This window comes from Sorangium sp. So ce590 (genome assembly GCF_051521365.1).
Taxonomy (GTDB): Bacteria; Myxococcota_A; Polyangia; order Polyangiales; family Polyangiaceae; genus Sorangium.
This window is the reverse complement of sequence record NZ_CP150346.1, coordinates 1,569,887-1,590,142: the sequence shown is the minus strand read 5'-3', so window position 1 is coordinate 1,590,142 and position 20,256 is coordinate 1,569,887. Positions and strand designations below refer to the sequence as shown.

The following is a 20,256-nucleotide window of genomic DNA, read 5'->3' as shown; positions in this document are numbered from 1 at the left end:
GCCAGCTCGTCGCGCGGCGTGGGGAGGGCCGGTGTCTGAGCCCAAATGACAGAGCTCCTCCAGGTTTGCCGGAAGAGCTCTGTCTCAGGCGAGTTCAGCCCTCCCTGCGCCGCGCGACGAGCTGGCCCGAGGAGGGCCGGGCAGCTCGGCGAGACCTCCCCCCGCAACCGGGTACGCCCTTGCTCGACCCTTACTGGCCCGCGCTCTTCGCCGCGACCATGTCCCGCGCCGCCGCGAGCAGGCGCTCCGGCGTGTTCGCCTCGGGCTCCTCGGTCACGACCTCGACGAGCCGCTCCAGGAGCTCCCCGACGAGCCTGCCCGGCGGGATGCCGAGCTCCTTCATCAGCGTGCTGCCGTTCACGGCGAGATCCTTGGCAGACAGCGCCGCGCCCGCGGCGAGCAGCGCCTCCACGCGCTCCCGGAGCCGCCCGATCGTCGCGATGTCCTCGGTCACCTCGCGCCCCTTGCCGAGCGCGTCGGCCACGCCGATCTCGTAGAGATCCGGCGCGAGCCCCGGCGTCACCCGGCGGAGCCACCGGCGCACCGCGGCGTCCGTCCACGAGTCGTCGTAGCAGATCAGGTGGTGGCGGATGAGCGCCACGATCCGCGCGCGCTCGTCGTTGGAGAAGCGGAGCCGCGTCAGGATCGGCTCGGCCATCTCGGCGCCGACCCGCTCGTGCTCGTAGAACGTGTAGTCGCTCGTCTTCTCGGAGAACTCGCGCGTCCTCGGCTTGCCGATGTCGTGCATCAGCGCCGCCACGCGGAGGATCGGCTCGGGCTTGCACGCGTCGAGGCAGGCCATCGCGTGCCCCCACACGTCGTACGCGTGCCAGCGGTTCTGCTCGCACCCGACCGACTCGATCATCTCCGGGCAGGTGATCGAGAGCAGCTCCGTGCGGCGCATGATCTCGAATGCCACGCTCGGACGGCGCGCGCGCATCGCCTTGAGCCACTCGTCGCGCACCCGCTCCGCGCTCACGCAGCGGAACGTCTGGTGCGACCGCGCGGTGCCCATGGCGCGCTCGGTCTCGGGGTCGAGCGCGCTCTCCAGCGTCGCCGCGAAGCGCGCCGCGCGCAGCACCCGCAGGCCGTCCTCGGCGAAGCGCTCGCCCGGATCCCCGACCGCGCGGATGATCTTCGCCTCGAGGTCCCGCTGGCCGCCGAACGGATCGATGAGGTGCCCGTCGACCGGGTCGATCGCGATGGCGTTCATGGTGAAGTCCCGCCGCGCGAGATCGGCCGTGATGTCGTCCACGAACTCGACCCGGTCCGGCCGCCTGCCGTCGCTGTAGGTCCCGTCGCCCCGCAGCGTCGTCACCTCGTACGGCACGCCGCGCACGACGACGGTCACCGTCCCGTGCTGGATCCCGGTCGGGATCACCTTCCGGAACGCGGCCACGACCTCGTCCGGCCGCGCGTCGGTCGCCACGTCCCAGTCCTTGGCGGGCTCCCCGCGGAGCAGGTCGCGCACGCACCCGCCGACGATCCAGCCGCGCTTGCCGCGCTCGCGGAGGCGGCGACAGATGCCGAGCACGTCCTCGGGGACGAGGTCGATGAGGTGATCTATCCGGGTCACCCCCGCGGCTTATCACGGCGCCCGCAGAGCGGGGCCTGCGCCGAGCGGCCGCTCACTTCTTCTGGTTCGCCCAGGGGTCCCGGACGTCCGAGCCCTTCGGAGGCCGGACCGGCGTCGGCGTCGGTCGGAAGGGCCTCACCTTCGTGCCGCCCTTCTCGTCGACCTCGACGAGCTTCACGAGCTTGCTCTGCTCGGTCCCGTCGAGCACGACCGTGCTGGGGACGTACCCCTCGGCCCGGATGTCGATCGTGACCGTCTGCCCCTGCTCCACGTCGATGCTTGCGGGCAGCCTCATCTCGACGCCGTTGCGGTAGCCGACCGCCGTCTCCGGCACGGCGGCCAGCGCGACCACCGTCTTCTGGACGGCGGGCGGCGGCTCGGGGGCCGGCGGCCTGGCCGCGGGCACCTCGACCGGCGGCTTCTGCACCCCCTGCAGGCCGCTGTCCCTGGCGGACCCGCTCGCGCCGATGACGAAGATGGCGGTCACGATCCCGACCGCGGCCGCCGCGCCGGCGACCCACACGTAGCGGGGCCACGGCGAGCGCGGCGGCGACGGCGGCGTCGCGGGGACGATCACCTTCGACGTCTTGAAGTAGTCGTGCGGCACGTTGAAGCCGCCCGAGCGCGCCATCATCTCCGCGACCGCGCCCGGCACGCCCCCGCCCCTCACGCGCTCGAGGTCCTCGTGGAGATCGCTCATCGTCTGGTAGCGCGACTCCGGCTTCTTGGAGAGGCACTTCAGGATCACCGCCTCGAGCCCCGGCGGGCAATCGGGGCCGCCGACGAGCGCCCGGATGGGGACCGGCGCCTTGTACATGTGCTGCGTCAGGATCCCCATGAAGTTGTCGGCGTTGAACGGCAGCTGCCGGCTCACGAGCTCGTAGAGCATCACGCCGAGCGAGTAGATGTCGGTCCGGTGATCGATGGGCGCGCCGGCGGCCTGCTCGGGGGACATGTAGTGCGGCGTCCCGAACACCGCCCCGGCGCGCGTCAGCTTCGTCGTCGTGCTTGTCGACACCTTCGCGATCCCGAAGTCGAGGATCTTCACGAAGCTCGGATCGCTGCCGCGGGCCACCACGAAGACGTTGTCCGGCTTGAGATCGCGGTGGATGATGCCGGCGTCGTGCGCGGCGGCGAGGCCCGCGGACAGCTGCTGCGCGATGTGGCAGATGCGATCCATCGGCAGCTCGTTCGGCGAGTCGATGAGCTGCGCCAGGCTCACGCCTTCCAGGTACTCCATGACAAAGTACGTGGAGCCGTCCGGCAGGTCGCCGAAGTCGGAGATGTCGACGATGTGCGGGTTGCCGATGCTCGACGCGGAGCGGGCCTCCTGCACGAAGCGCTCGAAGATCTCGCGGTCCCGCGCGAGCTCCGCGCGGAGCACCTTCACGGCGACGCGCTTGTCGATGACCTTGTGGCGGGCGAGGTAGACGAACCCCATCCCGCCCTCGCCGAGCAGCCGCTCGATCTTGTACCGGTGGTCGAAGGTCGTCCCGATGTACGGATCCTTGGCGCCGGGCGGCCGCCGCTCGCGCGGCTCGACCTCGTCCGGCGGCGGGATCTCCATGGACGGCTCCGCCTCGCTGATCGGGGCAGCGCTCGTCCTCCCGCTCATCTCGTCGGCGTCGGGCTGGCTCTGCCGCCCGAACCGCGGGGTCTGCTGGCGCAGCGGCGGCGGCGCTCTGAAGCTCGGCGGCACCTCGCTCGCCGGCCCCTCGACCCAGCCCGACCTGGAGGGCCTCGACGAGGGGCGGAGCTCGACCTCCACGGGCACGTCCTCGTCGCCTGCGCCCTCGGGCTCCGCGAACGCGGCGCCGACGCCGGACGAGCGAGCTCCGGCCGGCGCGCCGCTGGGGCGTGACGCCGGTGCCTCATCGAGCGCGCCTGCCTCGTCGTCGAAAACTCTGCTGCGCGCGGTGTGGTGCTCGTTTTTGGTGGCGCTCATGAAAGGCTCGCGGGCAGAGGTGCACGCCACATGCCGGCATCTGCGGCAGGGTCGGATTCTAGCAGGCGTTCGGTCCGGGAAGCGAGATCATGCGGACCCTGCCCGTGAAAGCCCGCGTGGGCGCGGGCGCCGTCGATCACCGCGGCCCGGCGTGCCGCGCGCGCGGCGTTCTGCTAGGAGGGCACCGCGATGAGCGACCCCGCCCGGCTCAACTCCATCATCATCGTGCTCGTCGTAGCCGTCGCGGCGGTTGGCCTGGCGCTCGCGCTGTTCTATCTGCTCGGGAAGCTGCTCTGGAAGGACCGCTTCGCGCTCGGCGTCTCGCTGCGGTATCTCGGCTCCAAGAAGCGGGCGTTCATCTCGGTCGGCACCACGTTCGCGATCCTCGGGGTCGCGCTCGGGGTCGCGGCGCTCGCGACCGTGATGAGCGTGACCGGGGGTTTTCAGGCGGAGTTTCGCGAGAAGGTCCTGGGCGTCAACGCGCACGTCCTTGTGATCAAGTACTCCACGGACTTCCGTGAGTACCGCTCGATCATGGATCAGGTCGCCAAGGTGCCCGGTGTCGTCGGAGTGGCGCCATTCAGCATCAACCCCATGATGCTGACGCACGGAGACGCGACGGCGACGGGCGTCCTCGTGAAGGGGGTGGACCCGGCGAGGAGCCTCGGCGTCGGGGCGGAGGGCGCCACGCCCGTGCTCGACCTGCCGCGCCACATCCTCCCGGGCGGCGATCTCGCCGGGCTGCGGCGCCCAGGCGCGAGGCCTCCGGAGCGCGCGGCGCCGCCGTCCCTGCCCGACGTTCCTTCCTTGGAGAAGGGCGCGGGCTCACGCGGCGCGCTCGAGCCCGACGCGGGCGGGGAGTTCGATCTGTTGAAGGCGTACGAGGCGCGCATCCTGGAGGACGAGCGCGCCGCTGCCGCGCGCGGCGCCGGCGCCGAGCCCGCCGCTGAGCCGGCCGACCTCGACGTCGCCGCGCTCGACGCCGCCGCGGATACCGGCGCCGAGGGCGCCGAGCTCGCGGTGGACGACGGTGCCCCGCGGGGCTCGATCGAGCCGCAGGGCGGCTACGGCAGCGTGCTCCCCGAGGACGACGAGCTGCCGCCCGAGGTGGATCCGGACCCCTGCGCCGACAAGGAGCAGATCGCGAGGATGCCGGGCATCGTGATCGGCGCTGCGCTGGCGAAGAACCTGTCCCTCGACATCGGCCAGTGCGTCACCGTCACCTCGCCCACGATCGGCTTCTCGATCTCGAACGGCGCGATCAAGCCGCCGGTCGCCAAGCGATTCCGGGTCATCGCGATCTTCGAGGCCGGCTTCGAGCAGTACGACACCAAGCTGGCGTATGCCGATCTCTACGAGACGCAGGCGTTTTACGATCATGGCGACACGGTGACGGGCGTCGAGATGAAGGTCGATGACATCGACAACGCCAGCACCATCGCGCGTGAGATCAGCCAGCTCCTCAGCAACGGGCTTTATTACACGATGGACTGGGAGGAGCTGAACCACGGGCTCTTCACCGCGCTGCGCATCCAGCAGATCGGCATGAGCGCGGTGCTCGCGCTCATCATCGTGGTCGCCGCCTTCACGGTCATCGCGACGCTGATCATGGTGGTGCTCGACAAGAAGAAGGAGATCGCCGTCCTCAAGGCGATGGGCGCGACCGACGGCTCCATCCTGCGCATCTTCCTCTACCAGGGTGGGATCATCGGCGTCGGCGGCACCACGCTGGGGCTGCTGCTCGGCGTGGCGGTGTGCAAGGGCCTCCTGGTCTACGGTTTCCCGCTCGATCCGAAGGTCTATTTCATCTCCCGTCTCCCCGTGCAGGCGCGCCCGCAAGAGTTCCTGATCACCGGCGGCATCGCCATCCTGATCTGCCTCGCCGCGACGATCGTGCCGAGCCTGTACGCCGCGCGCCTCCGCCCTGCCGAAGGCTTCCGCGCGCAGTAAGCCTCCCCGCCCCCTACCGCCGCGTGGCCGAGTAGAGCCTCTGCCGCCGGTCCGCCATGTTCAGGTCGGACGCCAGATAGAGCGTGCACTCGTCTGGCGAGAGCGACGGCGTCATGACGGCGATCTCCGGCTTCAGGCCCGACAGCAGCATCTTGGCCTTCTGCCCCTCCACCGGCAGCCCGTCGGCCCGGAGCTTCACGTAGAAGCTCCGCAGCACCGACGCCTGCGCGCAATCGCCGCGCGCGCTGTAGGGCGCCTGGAAGAACAGCACGCCCCCGTCGGGCGTCACCCACGGGGCGAGGTCGTCGCCCTTCGCCGGGCAGTCGCCGGGCAGGACGATGTCGAGCACCTGCACCTCCGAGTCCTCGGCGAGCTTCGTGACGAGCCGGCTCGTGGTCCCGCTCTGGTCCTGGTGCTTGTTCATGAACCAGTACCGGTAGGGCCGAACGCCGTGGGCCACCGCCACGGAGTAGCTCCCCCCGTCCAGGTAGAGCGCGTCGAACGCGTCCGCGTGGGTCGCCTCGAGCGCGTCCGCGACGAACAGCGACGGCAGGCTGCCCGGCCCGGCGAGGAGGCGATCGAAGAGCAGCGAGCCCCGAGGGAGGCCGTCGCGCGGCGACAGCGCGTCCAAGGGCAGGAGGAGCGGGCCCGACTCCGAGTCCGTGGAGTTGACCGAGGCGCTCGCGACCACCTCGCCCGCCGTCCAGGGCCGCCCGGTGGCCGTGGCGATCTGCGTGTCGCCCGAGCCGAAGGCGGCCACGTAGACGAGCCGCTGCGTCGCCCCGCCCTCGCCGGGCTCCTCGCGCACGCGCGGGAACGCGGGCGCCGTCCCCTCGACCTCGATCGCCATCGGCGCGCCGAACGACAGCGCGCCGCTGCGGCCTGCGCAGCGCACGCACGTCTCGCTCGCCGTGCAGAACTCCCCCGCCTCGCACGCCGCGCAGCCGCCCTCGCCGCCCCCTCCCGCCGACGAGGACGACGACGTCGCGGAGGCCCCCCCGCCCCCGCCCCCGTCGCCGCCGGCGCCGCCGCTCCCCGCGCTCGACGACGACGACGCGGCGGGCGCGCCGGCCGCCGCGAACGGCTCGCCGCAGCCGGACAGGGCCCACATCGCGGCCAGCGAGAAGGTTCCGTACAAGCGAAGCGTGCGCACCCGAGCTGCCTCCTACCGTGGTCCCGCCGCGCGGAGCAGGCGCGCGGACGGGTCAAGACGGCTTGTTGTAATCCGTGTCCTCGAGAAGGATGACGTTCGTCTTCGAGCGGGTCTCGCCGACGCTCGTGACGTAGACCGCGGGCTTGTCCTGCACCGGACAGACCTTCTCGCACGCGCCGCAGCCGATGCAGAGCGCCGGATCGACGTGCGGGCGCTGCACGTGGACCATCTTCATGAGCGGCTCCTTGCCGTGCTCCGCGGCCACCGGCTCGCGCTTCGGGATGTCGACCTCCTCGACCCAGATCGCCTTGGGCGACGTCGGGCAGAACTCCTCGCAGACGATGCACGGCACGCTCATCGACCACGGCAGGCAGCGCCCCTGGTCGTAGAACGCCGTGCCGATCGAGATCGGCTTCTGGCCGACCCCCATCTTCTGCTCCTCGGTGATCTTCTGGATCGCGCCGGTCGGGCAGACGTCGCCGCAGAGGACGCAGGAGTGCTCGCAGTACCCGATGCGCGGGATGACGATCGGCGTCCAGAGCCCCTCGATGCCCGCCTCGAAGAACGCGGGGTGGATCGCGTTGTTGGGGCACACCTTCATGCACTCGGCGCACCGGATGCAGCGCTCCAGGAACTCGCGCTCCTCGACCGAGCCCGGCGGCCGGATGACGCGGTGATCGTAGTTCGCGTCGAGCACGTCGGCGATGCGCGCCGTCGGGATGATCACCGCGCCGGCGGCGGCGGTCGCGAGGGCGGTGCGGCGGCCCGTGTCGGGCGTCACGATGGCGCTCTTCCGGTTCGGCAGGAAGCGGAACTTGATGACGTCCTCGGGGCAGGCGTCCTCGCAGTTGAGGCACATGTGGCACTCGTCCTGCCGCCACTTCACGCCGCCCTGGGGCGAGTCGGCGCCCTGGCAGTGCACGAGGCACAGGTTGCAGTCGGTGCACTTCGCGTGATCCTTCTCCATCCCGAAGAGCGCGAAGCGCGCGAACACCCCGAGGAAGGCGCCGAGCGGGCAGAGCACCCGGCACCAGAAGCGCGGGATGAAGCGGTTCATGAACAGGATCCCGACGAACAGGATCCCGACGAACCACGCGTGGTGGAAGTAGAACTGCTTCGTCTGCCACACGCTCGCGGCCAGGAAATCTTGCGTGTGGTCCGCGACGAGCTGCACCGGCCGGCTCCCGGTCTCGGCCGCGGAGCCGGTCACCACGGCGACGACGTACTGCGCCGCCGGGATGACGGCGAGGCCGATCGCCCGGACCGCCACGCAGATCGGATCGAACAGCCCGCCGATCACGCTGCCCGCCATGCTCGCCGCGAGGAACGCGTACATCAGGTAGTACTTCACCCGCTGCCGCGCGTACGTCTTGTTCGACTCGACGCGCTTGCCGCCCTTGCCGTAGCGCGACGGGAAGATCCACCCGAAGAAGTGGTGGAGGGTGCCGAACGGGCAGATCCAGCCGCAGAACACGCGCCCGAAGACGAGCGTCAGCGCGAGGATCCCGACCGACCAGGCCAGGCCGCGGTAGACGGTGTGCGTCGAGAGCAGGGTCATCGCGCCGACGAACGGATCGGCGAGGAGGAAGCCCTCGACGGGCAGCGGCAGGCGGACGCGCGCCTCGGACGAGGCGAACGAGCCGCGGAAGCCGGTCTGGAACAGGAAGTAGAGGAACAGCCCGAGGCAGCCGGCCTGCACGGCGCGGCGCACCCAGACGAGCACCTGGATCGTCTTGCGCGCCGGCAGCCCCGAGCCGGCCCGGCGCTTCGGGCCAGGCCGGACGAGCGCGCCGGCCCGGCGCAGCAGCGCGGTCCAGGGGGCCACGCGCGCGGGCGCGGCAGGGACCGTCGTGCCGTCGGGGCTCGCCTTCGCGGGCGCCGCGGTCGCCGCAGCCGCCGCGTCACGGTGCGCCGGCCCCACCGGCGTCGGATCGGAATTTGCCATGAGTACTACACCTCGGCGAGCCGCAGGTTTTGCCAGTGCATCGTGCCCAGGCCGCGCTCGTGGCCCATCTTGATGTAGGGGATCTCCTCGGGCTTGCGGCCGATGAGCTGGCACCCGTACGCGTCGGCGGCGACCTGGTCGGTCGTCGCGATGATCGTGTGCATGTCCTTCGCGTCGGCGACGTTCCCGCCCTGCGGCCCGTTGCGCATGAGGACGCGGACGGCGTCCACGATCGTGAGCGTGGGCTGGATGAACGTCGCCAGGTCGGCGATCGACACGTCGATGTTCTGGTGGAGGCGGTTGCGCCGGCCGCCGAGCGCCCCGTACCAGTTCTTCATCGCGGCGGTGTACTTCGACAGGTTGTGGTGCTTCGCGATGGGGACGTTGATGACCTTGTCCGCGTTGACGAGCGGCGTGTAGACGGGCCAGTCGTCGAGCACCTCGCCCTTCAGGCGCATGCCGCGGAAGCGGTGCGCGGCGGGGATGACGACCTCGGCGCCGACGTCGTAGGCGGCCTTCCAGATGCCGGAGCGCTGGAAGCAGCGGTTCGGCTCGTTGCACGAGGCGTCGGTGACGATGACGCTCTTGGCGCCGGCGTCGTAGGCGAGGCGCACCACCTCGGCCACGACCTTGGGGTTCGTGTTGGCGGCGTGGATGGGCGTGCGATCCCAGCCGATGTTCGGCTTCACGACCACGACGTCGCCGCGCGAGATGAAGCGGCGCATCCCGCCGAGCGCGTCGATCGCCTTGCGGACCAGGGCGGCGGGATCCGGGGCGCCCGCGGCGAGCACCTCGGCGCCGGCGCGCGCGACGACGAGCTCCGGCACCCCGGCGGGCGCGTCGCGGAGCCGGTAGTCCCGCGTTTGCTGGCGCTCCACGGCGCTGGCGGTGCTGCCGCCGGGGTCCCACCGGGCCGCCGCGACCTCGGCCGCGCCCCCGAGGACGAGGCCTGCTGCGCCCAGCCGACGCAGCATTTCACGCCGAGAGATGTCGTCCATGCCCCTCGCCTTCCCTGGCCTTACGGATAGCCTTCCCGGGCGGTCGCCACAAGCAGAGCCGGCCTGGCGGCGATGACGCGGGGCGCCTTTCAGCGCCTTCCAGCGACGGCGCTCAGGGAGGAGCGGCGGGGGGAGGCGCGGCGGTGGACGGCGTCGAGACCGCCGGGGTCGCCGGCGCGCCCGCGGCGGGGGGAGCGCCTGTGCTCGCCGGCGGCGGCGGCAGCTGGGGCAGCGCGCCGCTCGCGGCGGGCGCCGCCGGCGTCCCCGGCGAGGGCGGCGAGTCGTAGGGCTCGGCCGCTTCGTCCCTCAGGCGGTCGCGCTCGGCGATGCAGCTGGCGCGCTCCGCGTCGCAGGCGGCGCGCTGCTGCGTGGCGGCGGCGAGCTCGGCGGCGCGCTGCTCGGCGAGCGCCCTGACCTCATCGCGCTCGGTGGTGAGCGCCGCGCGCGCCTTCTCGGCCTCGGCGAGCCGCTCGCGGTCCGCCATGGCGGCCTTCTCCGCGGCCGCGGCGCTGTCCTCACAGGTCTTGAGGCGCGCCGCGTGGGTCGCGTGCAGCGACTGGATCTGGCGGGCGTGCTCCGCGTCGGTCATGGAGCCGCTCTTCTGGAGGGTGGCCAGCGTGTCGTTGAAGTCCGCGCGATCCTGCTCGCGGCCGGAGCGGCACGTGTTCGCCTCGGCCGCTGCGATCTGGTGGGACGCGACGCAGGTGTCGAGCTGGTCGAACGACTCGGCCCCCTTCTGGCGGGCGCGCTCGAGCTCGTTGGCGAGCCGCAGGGTCTCGCGCTTCGAGAAGCCGAGCAGCACCACCGCGCAGCCGACGAGGGTCATCGCGCCGGCCGCGATGCGCACGCGCAGGTAAGACGTCTTCTGCTTGATCCGCAGCTGCTCGGCCTCCCGCTCGGCCTCCCGCTCCGGCTCGAGCAGCACGTCGAGCTCCTCGGCGAGCTGGGTCATCGACGGGCGCTCGTTCGGGTCGATCGCGAGCCATCGCCGGAGCGCCTCCTGGAACATCTGGCGCGGGCGTCCGGTGAGGTCGGGCAGCGCGTTGTCGGCGAGCGGCTTGTCGGCGCGGACGTCGTGGGACGCGATGAGCTCGGTGCGGGTCTGCGCGGACTCACCCGGGAAGTCCCGCGGGTTCACGAGCGCGTAGAGGAGGGTCGTGGCGAGCCCGTACGTGTCCATCTTCTCGGTCAGCGGAACGACGCCGGGGAAGCCGTTCAGCGCGCGGATCTGCTCGGGCGAGGCGTAGAGCGCCGTGCCTGCGCAGAAGGAGGCCTCGCGCTCCGCGGCCACGCCGAGGTCGAGCAGGATCGGGTGGACGCGGCCGGCGAACCTGGCGAGAAAGATGTTGTCCGGCTTGACGTCCTGGTGCCGGAGCCCTGCGGCGTGGAGCGCGTCGAGCCCGCGCGCGACGGGGAGGAAGGTGTCGTACGCCTCGCGCAGGCTGAGGGGGCTGCGCTCGAGGCGCTGCGCGAGGGTCTCCCCCTCGTAGACGGGCATGGTGAGCCACACGTAGTCGGCGGTCATGCCGTGGTCCTTCAGCTGGACGACGTGCGGGTGGCCGACGGTGGCGAGCATGACGAGCTCGCGCTCCACGTTGCGCATCGCGTACAGCGAGCGGGGCATGAGCTTGAGGGCGACCTGGTGCTCGGGGACGTCGACGCGCTGGGCGACGTAGACCTTGCCGAACATGCCCTTCCCGAGGAGGCGCCCGAGGCGATAGAGCCCGCCGACGATCTGGCCCACGTCGGGGAGGATCGAGGGGCCGCGGCTGCTCGTCCCGGGGTCGTCGGTGCCGCCGCGCGACGAGGAGCGCACCAGGCTCGCCGGGTCCGCCACCGTGACGGCGAACGCGTGGACGATCGTGGTGCGGAGGTTCGGATCGACGAGCGGCACGGCGGCTGCCAGGGTAGCGGAAGCGACGAGCGCGGAGAAAAAAGCCGGCGAACGGCAGACGGCGGGCGCCCGCCGTTTATTCGCCGAGCCTGGCGAAAGCGGAAGGTCCCGCGCCGCCTCGCGCGCGGGACGTGTCCATGGGAGCCAGCGGCGCGGTCCCGCCAGAACCACGCCACGAAACGCCCCACCGCAACGAGAAGCTCACGCGCGGGGCGTACTGGCCTGTTCGATGCACTGTCCTGTCCCGAGCGCGCCGCCGGGAGCAACCGTTGCACCGGCGCGCCGCGAGATCGGGAATCCACGCAAATGCTCGCCAGAACCGCGCTCGTGATCGCCTGCCTGGAGCTCGCCGGGTGCGCCGCCATCCGCCCGCCGGCGTCACCGCCCGAGCTCGCCCGCGCCGAGGCGGCGATCGGCGAGGCAGAGCGGGAGGGCGCGAGCGCGGACCGGCGCGCGGCCATGCACCTCGCGCTGGCGCGGAGCGAGCTCGCCCAGGCGAGGCGGCGGATGTCGGTGGGTGACCGGGAAGGCGCCCGCTGGCTGCTGCGGAGGGCCGAGGTCGACGCGGAGCTCTCGGCGCTCATCGTGAGGGAGGCGGGGCTGCGCGACGCCGCGGATCGCACGCTGGACCAGGCGAGCACGCTCGCCGATCGGGCGGAGTAGGGGGCCGCATGCGCGCCGGAGCCCCGCTCGCGATGGCCCTCTCGCTCGCCGGATGCGCGAGGAGCGCGGCCGCCCCCCCTCCCGAGCTCCTCGCGGCGCGCGCGGCCGTCGTGCAGGCGCAGGAGAGCCCGCTCTCGCCGCTCGCGATCGCCGAGCTGAGGCGGGCCGAGGAGGCGCTCGCGGTCGCCGAGCGCGAGGAGCGCGAGCGCCCGCGCTCGGCGACCGCGAGCGACGCCGCCTACGTCGCGCGGCGGCGGGCGCAGTGCTCGCTGCTCTCGTCGCTCGTGCGCGCGAACCAGAGCGCGCTCGAGCGCGCACGGCGTACCGCCGCGCGAAAGCCGTAGACGCTCCGGGGACGCGCCGCCGGAACCGCGGCGGATCGCGGCGGCCGCCGCCGCGCGCGGCGTACCGCCCCGGGCGTCAGCGCCGGCCCGACGGCGCAGTTTGTCCTGGGATCGACCGATGTTTGGATCCAAGATGCGCGCGACACGCCTCCGCCGGCGGCGAAAGCGTCCCGGGGGGGGCGGGCAACGACCGAAGGGACGCCCGGTCCCGCGTGCGAGGAGAGCGCGATGAAGGAAGCCGCGAACGTGATACTGGTCCCCGTCGACTTCGAGGCGGCCTCGATGAAGGCCGTCGAGCTCGCGAAGGATCTCGGCGCGAGGCTCGGGCACAAGGTCGTGCTGCTGCACGTCTACCAGCTCCCGGTCTACACGTACCCGGGGCTCGAACCGACGCTGATGCCCGGGTTCCACGCCGAGGTGAGCGCCGCCGCCTCGCGCGCGATCCAGCAGCTCTCGGCGCAGACAGGAGGGCTGGAGACGGCGCTGCGCGAGGGCGACCCGGCGACCGAGATCCTGGCTGCCGCCGAGGAGCAGCGGGCGGCGATGATCGTCATGGGGACGCACGGCCGCCGCGGGCTCTCGCAGCTCTTCCTCGGGAGCGTCGCCCAGCAGGTGATCCGCAAGAGCAGCGTCCCGGTGCTCACCGTGCGCGTGGCCAGCTGATCCTGCGCGAGCGTCTCTTCTAGGGCGCGCCGGCGGCTGCCGGCGCGGGCGCTGCGGGCTTGATCGCGCTCGACGTGGGCCAGGACTCCCCGGCCACTGCGACGCATGGAGTTCCTCGCATGTCGACCCTGTCTGCTCGCGAGCTTGTGCTCCCGCCGAACCTCATGAGCCTGGCCCGGCTACCGCTCGCGGTGCTGTTCCCGTTCGTGGCCACGCGGCCCACGCTCGCGCTCGGCGTCCTCTGCTGCGCGGGGCTCACCGACGTGCTGGACGGCTGGCTGGCCCGCCGCTCGGGTCAGGTGACCCGCACCGGGGCGATCGTCGACCCGATCGCGGACAAGGTGTTCGCGCTGGCCGTGGTCGGCACGCTCCTCCACGGCGGCGTGCTCCCTCTCTGGGGCATCCCGGCGCTGCTCGCCCGCGAGCTCCTCGAGCTGCCGCTCGCGCTCTGGATCGCGGTGAGCCGCCGCTTCCGCGGCGCGCGCCTCTCGACCGCGAGCGCCAACATCCCGGGCAAGCTCGCCACGGCGGTGCAGTTCGCGGCGGTCTTCAGCGCGATCGCGCTCCCCGCGGCGCTCTCCGCCATGCTCGCCGCGGCGGCGCTCGTGGGCGCGGCGGCGGGCGTCTCGTACTGGGCGCGCCAGCTGCGCCGCGTTCGCGGCCCCGGCGCGGCGTAGACCCCGCCCGAGGTGGAACCCGAAGCGCGGAGCGGCTCGTGACGGATCGCGGTAAGACGTCTTACGCCCAGGTGGTGCCAGGCGGAGAGCGCGAGCAAGCTGGCTTACGTAGATATGCCGCCAGGCGGCGCTCGCCGCCAGTCGGCTTGCGCCGAGGCCCCGCACGGAGGCGCTCGCCGCCAGTTGATTTGCGCCGAGGCCCCGCCGGGAGGCGCTCGCCGCCAAGGGTGTAAGGTCGATCGAGGCAGCGCGTTCTGCGCCTGTCACCGGCTCCACGCTCCGAGGAACCATGCGAAGAACGCTGCCCTCCTGGGCACTCCTTGCCTTGCTCGCAGGCCCTGCCGCCTGCGCATCCAGCCGCTCCACCGAGGGCTACGCCGCGAGCGCGCCGATGTACGCGAGGGGCGCGCCGATGTCCGTGGCGACGCAGACGCCGGCCCCGCTCCCGCCGCAGGATCCGACCCCGGGGATGGAGCCGCCCCGCGCCGAGAGGAACAGCGGCGAGTCGTCGATCGAGGAGTCGGTCGACTTCGACGCGTCGGCGAGCACGGTCGCGCTCGCCAAGGCGGCGCCTCCGTCGCCCGGGCCCGTGCCCCCTGCGCAGCCCTCGGCCGCCCGGCCCGCGCCGACGGGCCCTGCGCCGCAGCCGGCGGCGACGCCGGCCGGCGCTGCCGCGCAGGGCGCGCACCAGGGCACCGCCGAGACGAGCGCCGCGCCCGCGCCCCTCCTCATCTACACGGCGCAGATCGCGATGGCGGTGTTCGAGGTGGGCGCGTCGCTCGGCAAGGTCGAGGCGCTCGCCCGGGACCTCGGCGGCTTCCTCGCCCGCCGCGACGACCGGACGATCACCATCCGCATCCCCGCCGCCCGGTTCGACGAGGCGCTGAAGCGCCTCGAGGGCCTCGGCGACGTCCTCCAGCGCAACGTGGTCGCGGAGGACGTCACCGAGGAGTTCTTCGATCTTGGCATCCGCATCCGGAACGCGCGGGCCGTGCGCGATCGCCTGGAGAAGCTCCTCGAGAAGGCCGCCAAGGTCGAGGAGTCGATCCAGCTGGAGCGCGAGCTCGCGCGCGTCGCCGGCGAGCTCGAGCGCCTCGAGGGGCGCCTCAAGTTCCTGCGCGATCGGGTCGCGTTCTCGACCCTCACCGTCTCCTTCCAGTCGCGCTCGACGGAGACCATCACCCCGTCGGGCCCGCGGCTCCCGATCGACTGGCTCAACGAGCTCGGCCTCTCGCGGCTCCTCAACCTGTGACCGGGGCGCTTCCGATGATCCACTCCCTTCGCCACGCCTTCGTCCTCATCGCCTCGCTCGCCGCCGCCGCCGCGGCGCCGCTCGGCTGCGGCCGGCCCTTCGTGCCCGCGACCCCGCCGGGCTTCGTCGACCTCGGGGATCGCTACGGCGACGAGGAGTACCGCGCGACAACCGCCGAGGGGCTGGTGCTCGGGATCCGCGCCTTCGAGAACGAGCCGGAGGGCGACCTCGCGTTCTGGTCGCGCGTGGTCGAGAAGCGGCTGCGCGAGGGCGGCGGCTACGCGCTGCTCGGCAAGGCCGACGTGAAGAGCCGGAACGGCCTGCCGGGCGTCCAGCTGCGCTTCGGGCACGACGAGGGCAAGGAGGCGCACCTCTATTACCTCGCCGTCTTCGTCAACGAAGATCGCGTCTTCCTCCACGAGGCAGGCGGCAGGAAGGAGCTGGTCGAGCGCCACAAGCAGCAGATCGACTGGGCCATCCGCAATTTCCTGCCGAACTGACGCGCGAGCGGCCCGCGTTCTCCGCGCGGCGTTCGCGGGCGGTGCGCGGAGGGCCCGCCGCGCTTGCTCGCGGAGGCCCTGTTTGCTACCTGGCGGACGTGCGTTCCCGCCCCATGCTCTGCGACGCGCGGCGGCGCCGGTCGAGCCAAGCGCTGCTCCTCGCCCTCGCGGCCTCGCTCGGCGGCGGCGACGCCCTGGCGCACGGCGAAGGAGAGAGGCCGCTCGCCACGGTGCCCGCGCCGCCGCCCGGTGACGGCGCCAAGGCGGCGCAGATCCTCCACGAGATCGAGGGGCGCGTCGCGACGGCGCCCTCACCCGCCGCCGACGAGAAGGCCGCTGGAGGCGAGAAGGCCGCCGACGGCGAGGAGGCCGCCGGCGGGGCGCCGCGCGACGAGCCGGCCCAGGCGAGAGGACCGGCGAAGGGCGACGCGAAGGTCGTGGGCGAGCCGGTAGCGCAGGCGAAGCAGGCGCTCCAGCGCGCGCACGGCGCGCGCGCGGCGGGCGACGCGACGAACGCGCGGCGGCTCGACGCGGTGGCCCTCGAGTGGGCGGAAACAGCGAGGACGCTGCTGCGGGCCGCGGCGGCGGAGGCCGCGGCGGTGGAGGCGGCGAAGCGGGCGCGCGAGGTCGAGACGAAGCTCGAGCGGGCACGCGCGCTGCTCGAGGAGACGCAGGCGCGGCGTGGCCGCGCCGCGGCGGAGCTCGATCGGATCGAGGCCGAGGCGCGCGAGGCGACCAGGGCGGCGAGCAGCGTGGAAGCGCAGCGGATCGAGGCCGGCAAGAAGGCGGCTGGCAGGGGGGGAACGCCGGGGGCTCAACGGCCGCCCGCCGCCGCGAAGGGCAGCGGGAACGCGGGCAAGGCGGCGGCTCCGGCGAGCAAGGAGGGGACGCCTTGAGCGCGCGCCGCCTCGCAACCGTCGCCGTCGCGGGGGTGCTCCTCGGCGCGTGCGCGCCGATCCCGCGGCCCGTGGTGCTCGATGAGCTCGATCACGTCCGCGCCGGGGCGGCCGCAGCCGAGTCGAAGCGGTACGCGCCGGGCGCGTTCGCCCGGGCGGAGAAGCTCCGTGGCGACGCGCTCGCCGCGCTCGACAGCAAGGATCACTCCGGGGCGCAGATCCTCGGCGAGCAGGCGGTCGCCGCGCACGCGCGCGCGCACGCGCTGTCGCGGGTGGCCCGGGCCGAGGCGGCCGAGACCGAGGCGAAGGCGCAGAGCTCGGCCGGCGAGGCGTCCCTCGCGGGCCTCGAGGCCGAGCAGGCGCGCGTCGCGGCCGAGGTCGACGCGCTCGACATGCGGATCAAGGTCGCGCGCGACGCGCAGCCCGTGGTCCCGTCGGGCAAGGCCGACGCGGATCGCGAGAAGGCGCGCCTCGCCGCGGCGCGCTCGCTCGCGCTCCAGGCCCGCCTTCTGTGCGGTGCGGCGCGCCTCCTGGCCGCGTCGGGGCCGCCGAGCAACACGCAGCCCGCCGGCGCCGCGCAGCCCAGCAGCGCGCAACCCGCCGGCGCCGCGCAGCCCAGCAGCGCGCAGCCCGCCGGCGCCGCGCAGCCCAGCAGCGCGCAGCCCGGCCGCGGCAACCTTGCGGCGCAGCTCGAGGAGGCGACCGCCGCGATCAAGAAGCTCGACGCGGATCTCGCGGAGGCCGGCGGCTCTGCCCGCGCCATCCCGGCGCCGATCGACCAGGCCTCCCGCGCGCGTGCAGGCTGCCTCGCCGCGCTGACCGCCGCGCGCCGCGCCGCCACGCCGGTGACCCGCGCGCCCGGCGCCGGCGACGCGCTGCTCGCAGAGCTCTCGGCCGCAGGCACCTGGTCGCCCGTTCGCGACGATCGCGGCATCGCGGTCACGCTCCGGGGCCTGTTCGCCGGCAACGCCCTCACGAAAGCCGGCGAGGCGCGCCTCCGCGATCTCTCGCGGGTCGCCGCCGCGCACCCCTCGTTCCCCGTGGCCGTGGTCGTGCACACGGACCGGGACATCAGCGCCAGGGAAGAGCCCGCGTGGACCGCACGGGCCGATGCCGTCGTCCGTGCCCTCGATCCGGCGCAGGGCGCGAACGCCGCCGGGGCCCCCGCGACCCCGCAGATCGCGCCGTTCCTCGCGGGCTCCGCGGCCCCAGTCGTCGACCCGGGCGGCAGCGAGCGCGCTCGCAACGCGCGGATCGAGATCGTCTTTGTAACCCCGGAAACCCTTTGAGGCGCGATGGTCCTGGCCGACGGAACACCGCTCCCCGTGGAGAGTCGTTCCCGATGATGCGCTCTTCAACCTTCGCGCGAAGCGAAAGCAAGCCCGTCGTGCTCACCTGTGCGCTGGTCGCCGCCCTCGTGAGCGCGTGTCAGGACGACGGCAAGACGTCGCAGAAGCAGGCCGCGGAGCTCTGCGCCAAGCTCGCTCCGATCGTCGCGGAGGACGTCGGCCAGGTGCGGACGGGCCTCCCCGTGGGCTCGCAGACGCTCGCGACGCTGGTTGACACCGACCCGGGCGCGAATTTGCTCGGGCTCCAGCGGGCGATCGCGGGCACGCGCGCCTCGGTCAAGGAGCTCGGTTTCGCGAAGAGCACCTTCTTCTCGTTCGCCGATCCGAGCGGCACGGTGCTGCGCAGCGAGACCGATCCGGACATGCTCGCCAACAGGTCCGTCCTGGCCTCGTTCCCCGAGCTCAGGAAGGTGCTGGCGCCGGACAGCGGGCTGGTCGAGGCGTTCGGGGAGATGCAGGAGATGCGCGGCGTCAGGAATGGCCCCGATCTCCAGTGGGTCGCCGCGCATCCGGTCAAGGCGAGCGACGGCGAGCTCAAGGGCCTCTTCGTCACGGGCTGGTCGTTCCGCGCCTACGCGTACCGGCTGCAAGAGGCGGCCAAGCGGGAGGTCGCCGAGATCGCCAAGCGCGACGGCCTGAAGGCGACGCCGCTGCTCTATGTCTTCGTGTGGAAGGGCGGGAAGGCGTACGGCGGACCGGAGACGCCCGATGTCAACACCGAGGCGCTCGAGAAGCTCGACCTGCCGGCGAAGACCGCCTCGGGTCCGTGGAGCGGGACGCTCGAGATCGCCGGGCGCACCTTCGGCGCCGCGGCGCAGCGCACGCCGGAGCTCGCCGCCGACGCGGGCGTCGCCGCGCTCAGCTCGACGCTCTGAGCGCGAGGCCCTGAGCGTCGACCCTGAGCGTCGAGACGAGCGCGGGCCCCCGGCCGCGGCCTCGGCGCCGTGACAGCCGACAGCGAGGTGGGGCCGATCTCCCGATCGAGCGCTGCCGTGCTAGGCTCGCGCCTGGCTCGCGCTGCCGAGCTCACCCCCCCATGCCGGCTTCCATCGATCAGCTTCTCAAGGTTTGCCGCGAGGTCATCGCGCCGCTCGTCCGAGCCGACGGCGGTGAGCTCTACATCGTGGCCGTCGAGCCCGACCACCTGACGCTCCACCTGGCCGGCGCATGCTCGGGCTGTCCCGGAGCCATGCTCACCGCGCGCGCGGTGATCGAGCCGGCGGTGCTCGCGGTCGCGCCATCTGCGCGGGTCGTCGTGACCAACGGAATGCGCGTCCCCGACGGCGCCTCCCTCATTTCTTGAGGCGCGGACCCGCTTCGGATACGGGCCCATCTCGACGTTTTCGGTGCTCGGCGTACAGAAGTACGCCTCCGCGCCGAAAACGCCGATCTGGGCCCGTCTCCTGTGCGGGTCCGCGCCGCGAGCGTGGCTCTGTGGGTCGAGAGCGAGAGCGCCGCGGGCGCGGCGCCATGGGTCGGGAGCGGAGAGCGCCGCGGGCGCGGCGCCGTGGGTCGGGGGCGGGAGACGGGGCTACTTCTTCTTGCCGGGCTTGTCGGTGGGAGGGGGGCCCGGAGGGGGCTCCTCCTTGCGGACGGCGGAGGCGACGGCGGGATCGATGGCGTTCGCGTCGACCGGCTTGTTGGGACGGAGCGACTCGAGGCTGCTGAGCGTCACCAGATCCTCGTAGGCGAACGCGATCTCGCCCTCGCTGCGCTCGATCGCGCGGAAGTGCGTGGCCGCGTCCTTCCAGTCGACCTCGGTGACGTAGCGGCCCTTCTCCGGCTCGGGCGGGATCACGCGCCCAGGCAACCCGAACGTCGTCGAGAGCTTGACGACGGCCGACTGGTAGTCCTTGCCGCGCGCGTTGCCCTCGCCCAGCGCGTGCTCGTCGATGATCTTCCAGAGCTTGTCCTGGATGAAGAAGAAGTACCGCTTCCCGCTGTCGCGGGTCAGCGTCATCATCGATTCCCTGTTGAGGTAGGTGTACTCGCTCTTGAGCGGCGTCGCGTCCACGCCCGTCGGCAGCTTGCCGAAGTCGATGCGGCTGCGGCGGAACGCGCTCTTCTCCTCGGCGAGCTCGGCGTCGAGCGCCCTCATCTTCACGCCGGGCGACGTCGCCTTGTAACGCGGCACGTACGCCGCATCGAGCATCTTGTCGATCACGGCCGCGACCTGCTTCGTGCTCATCCCCCACGCGATCCCCGGAGGGGTCAGCGCGATCGTCTTCCTCGTCGCCGGCGGCTCGGCGGGCCGGGCAGGTGCCCCGCTCTTCTCCTTCTTCGGCTGGGCAGCGACCTCGGTCGTGCTCGCGATCGCCGCAAGGCCCAGCCCGACGGCCAACGCTGCTCCCAGGAGCCTCTTCGCTTTCATGTTCTTCCTCCAGCCGGCGCAGGCGCTGTCCCTGCGCGCTCTGCAATCGCAAAAGTTAGAAACCCCGCCCGGCAAGCCGG

The 20,256-nt window shown here is 72.8% G+C and carries 18 protein-coding genes; 11 read left to right on the top strand and 7 right to left on the bottom strand.

Annotation, left to right across the window (positions count from 1 at the left end; all coding sequences use genetic code 11):
- Window positions 1-190: 190 nt before the first annotated feature.
- Window positions 191-1,576, bottom strand: a complete 1,386-nt coding sequence (locus WMF28_RS05875) for a CCA tRNA nucleotidyltransferase (RefSeq protein WP_437601079.1) — start codon at window positions 1,574-1,576, stop codon at window positions 191-193.
- A gap of 52 nt (window positions 1,577-1,628) precedes the next feature.
- Window positions 1,629-3,521 carry a protein kinase domain-containing protein gene (locus tag WMF28_RS05870; protein ID WP_437601078.1) on the bottom strand — a complete coding sequence of 631 codons (1,893 nt, stop codon included), beginning with the start codon at window positions 3,519-3,521 and terminating at the stop codon, window positions 1,629-1,631.
- A gap of 189 nt (window positions 3,522-3,710) precedes the next feature.
- Here WMF28_RS05870 and WMF28_RS05865 point away from each other — a divergent pair, with 189 nt between their 5' ends.
- On the top strand, window positions 3,711-5,471 hold the full coding sequence (locus WMF28_RS05865; protein ID WP_437601077.1) for an ABC transporter permease: 1,761 nt from the start codon (window positions 3,711-3,713) through the stop codon (window positions 5,469-5,471).
- Between the two features lie 13 nt (window positions 5,472-5,484).
- On the opposite strand, the gene WMF28_RS05860 is transcribed toward WMF28_RS05865, so the two are convergent.
- From WMF28_RS05860 to WMF28_RS05845, 4 genes are all read right to left on the bottom strand, one after another.
- On the bottom strand, window positions 5,485-6,624 hold the full coding sequence (locus tag WMF28_RS05860; RefSeq protein WP_437601076.1) for a hypothetical protein: 1,140 nt from the start codon (window positions 6,622-6,624) through the stop codon (window positions 5,485-5,487).
- A 52-nt stretch (window positions 6,625-6,676) separates the two neighbouring features.
- The gene (locus WMF28_RS05855; protein WP_437601075.1) at window positions 6,677-8,569 is read right to left on the bottom strand and encodes a 4Fe-4S binding protein; all 1,893 of its coding nucleotides are present in this window, start codon (window positions 8,567-8,569) and stop codon (window positions 6,677-6,679) included.
- A 5-nt stretch (window positions 8,570-8,574) separates the two neighbouring features.
- Window positions 8,575-9,567 carry a DUF362 domain-containing protein gene (locus tag WMF28_RS05850; protein WP_437601074.1) on the bottom strand — a complete coding sequence of 331 codons (993 nt, stop codon included), beginning with the start codon at window positions 9,565-9,567 and terminating at the stop codon, window positions 8,575-8,577.
- A 112-nt stretch (window positions 9,568-9,679) separates the two neighbouring features.
- The gene (locus WMF28_RS05845; protein WP_437601073.1) at window positions 9,680-11,461 is read right to left on the bottom strand and encodes a protein kinase domain-containing protein; all 1,782 of its coding nucleotides are present in this window, start codon (window positions 11,459-11,461) and stop codon (window positions 9,680-9,682) included.
- Window positions 11,462-11,767: 306 nt separating this feature from the next.
- Here WMF28_RS05845 and WMF28_RS05840 point away from each other — a divergent pair, with 306 nt between their 5' ends.
- From WMF28_RS05840 to WMF28_RS05795, 10 genes are all read left to right on the top strand, one after another.
- Entirely contained in the window at window positions 11,768-12,124 is a 357-nt protein-coding gene (locus tag WMF28_RS05840) for a DUF4398 domain-containing protein (protein ID WP_437601072.1), read from the top strand.
- 8 nt (window positions 12,125-12,132) lie between these two features.
- The gene (locus tag WMF28_RS05835) at window positions 12,133-12,468 is read left to right on the top strand and encodes a hypothetical protein (protein ID WP_437487232.1); all 336 of its coding nucleotides are present in this window, start codon (window positions 12,133-12,135) and stop codon (window positions 12,466-12,468) included.
- A gap of 228 nt (window positions 12,469-12,696) precedes the next feature.
- The gene (locus WMF28_RS05830; protein WP_437601071.1) at window positions 12,697-13,131 is read left to right on the top strand and encodes a universal stress protein; all 435 of its coding nucleotides are present in this window, start codon (window positions 12,697-12,699) and stop codon (window positions 13,129-13,131) included.
- Between the two features lie 119 nt (window positions 13,132-13,250).
- A complete protein-coding gene (locus WMF28_RS05825) occupies window positions 13,251-13,808 on the top strand; it encodes a CDP-alcohol phosphatidyltransferase family protein (RefSeq protein ID WP_437601070.1) in 558 nt (185 codons plus the stop codon).
- A 412-nt stretch (window positions 13,809-14,220) separates the two neighbouring features.
- On the top strand, window positions 14,221-15,060 hold the full coding sequence (locus WMF28_RS05820) for a DUF4349 domain-containing protein (protein WP_437601069.1): 840 nt from the start codon (window positions 14,221-14,223) through the stop codon (window positions 15,058-15,060).
- Window positions 15,061-15,074: 14 nt separating this feature from the next.
- Entirely contained in the window at window positions 15,075-15,560 is a 486-nt protein-coding gene (locus WMF28_RS05815; RefSeq protein WP_437601068.1) for a serine/threonine protein kinase, read from the top strand.
- A gap of 98 nt (window positions 15,561-15,658) precedes the next feature.
- Window positions 15,659-16,456, top strand: coding sequence for a hypothetical protein (locus tag WMF28_RS05810; protein WP_437601067.1), 798 nt, complete (start codon window positions 15,659-15,661; stop codon window positions 16,454-16,456).
- Window positions 16,453-17,745 (top strand): hypothetical protein, encoded by a 1,293-nt coding sequence (locus WMF28_RS05805; protein ID WP_437601066.1) that lies wholly within the window; start codon window positions 16,453-16,455, stop codon window positions 17,743-17,745. The genes WMF28_RS05810 and WMF28_RS05805 overlap by 4 nt, the downstream gene beginning before the upstream one ends.
- A 98-nt stretch (window positions 17,746-17,843) precedes the next feature.
- Window positions 17,844-18,680 carry a hypothetical protein gene (locus tag WMF28_RS05800; RefSeq protein ID WP_437601065.1) on the top strand — a complete coding sequence of 279 codons (837 nt, stop codon included), beginning with the start codon at window positions 17,844-17,846 and terminating at the stop codon, window positions 18,678-18,680.
- Between the two features lie 161 nt (window positions 18,681-18,841).
- A complete protein-coding gene (locus WMF28_RS05795) occupies window positions 18,842-19,108 on the top strand; it encodes a NifU family protein (RefSeq protein ID WP_020733528.1) in 267 nt (88 codons plus the stop codon).
- A 228-nt stretch (window positions 19,109-19,336) separates the two neighbouring features.
- On the opposite strand, the gene WMF28_RS05790 is transcribed toward WMF28_RS05795, so the two are convergent.
- Window positions 19,337-20,176, bottom strand: coding sequence for a hypothetical protein (locus WMF28_RS05790; protein ID WP_437601064.1), 840 nt, complete (start codon window positions 20,174-20,176; stop codon window positions 19,337-19,339).
- Between the last annotated feature and the right edge of the window lie 80 nt (window positions 20,177-20,256).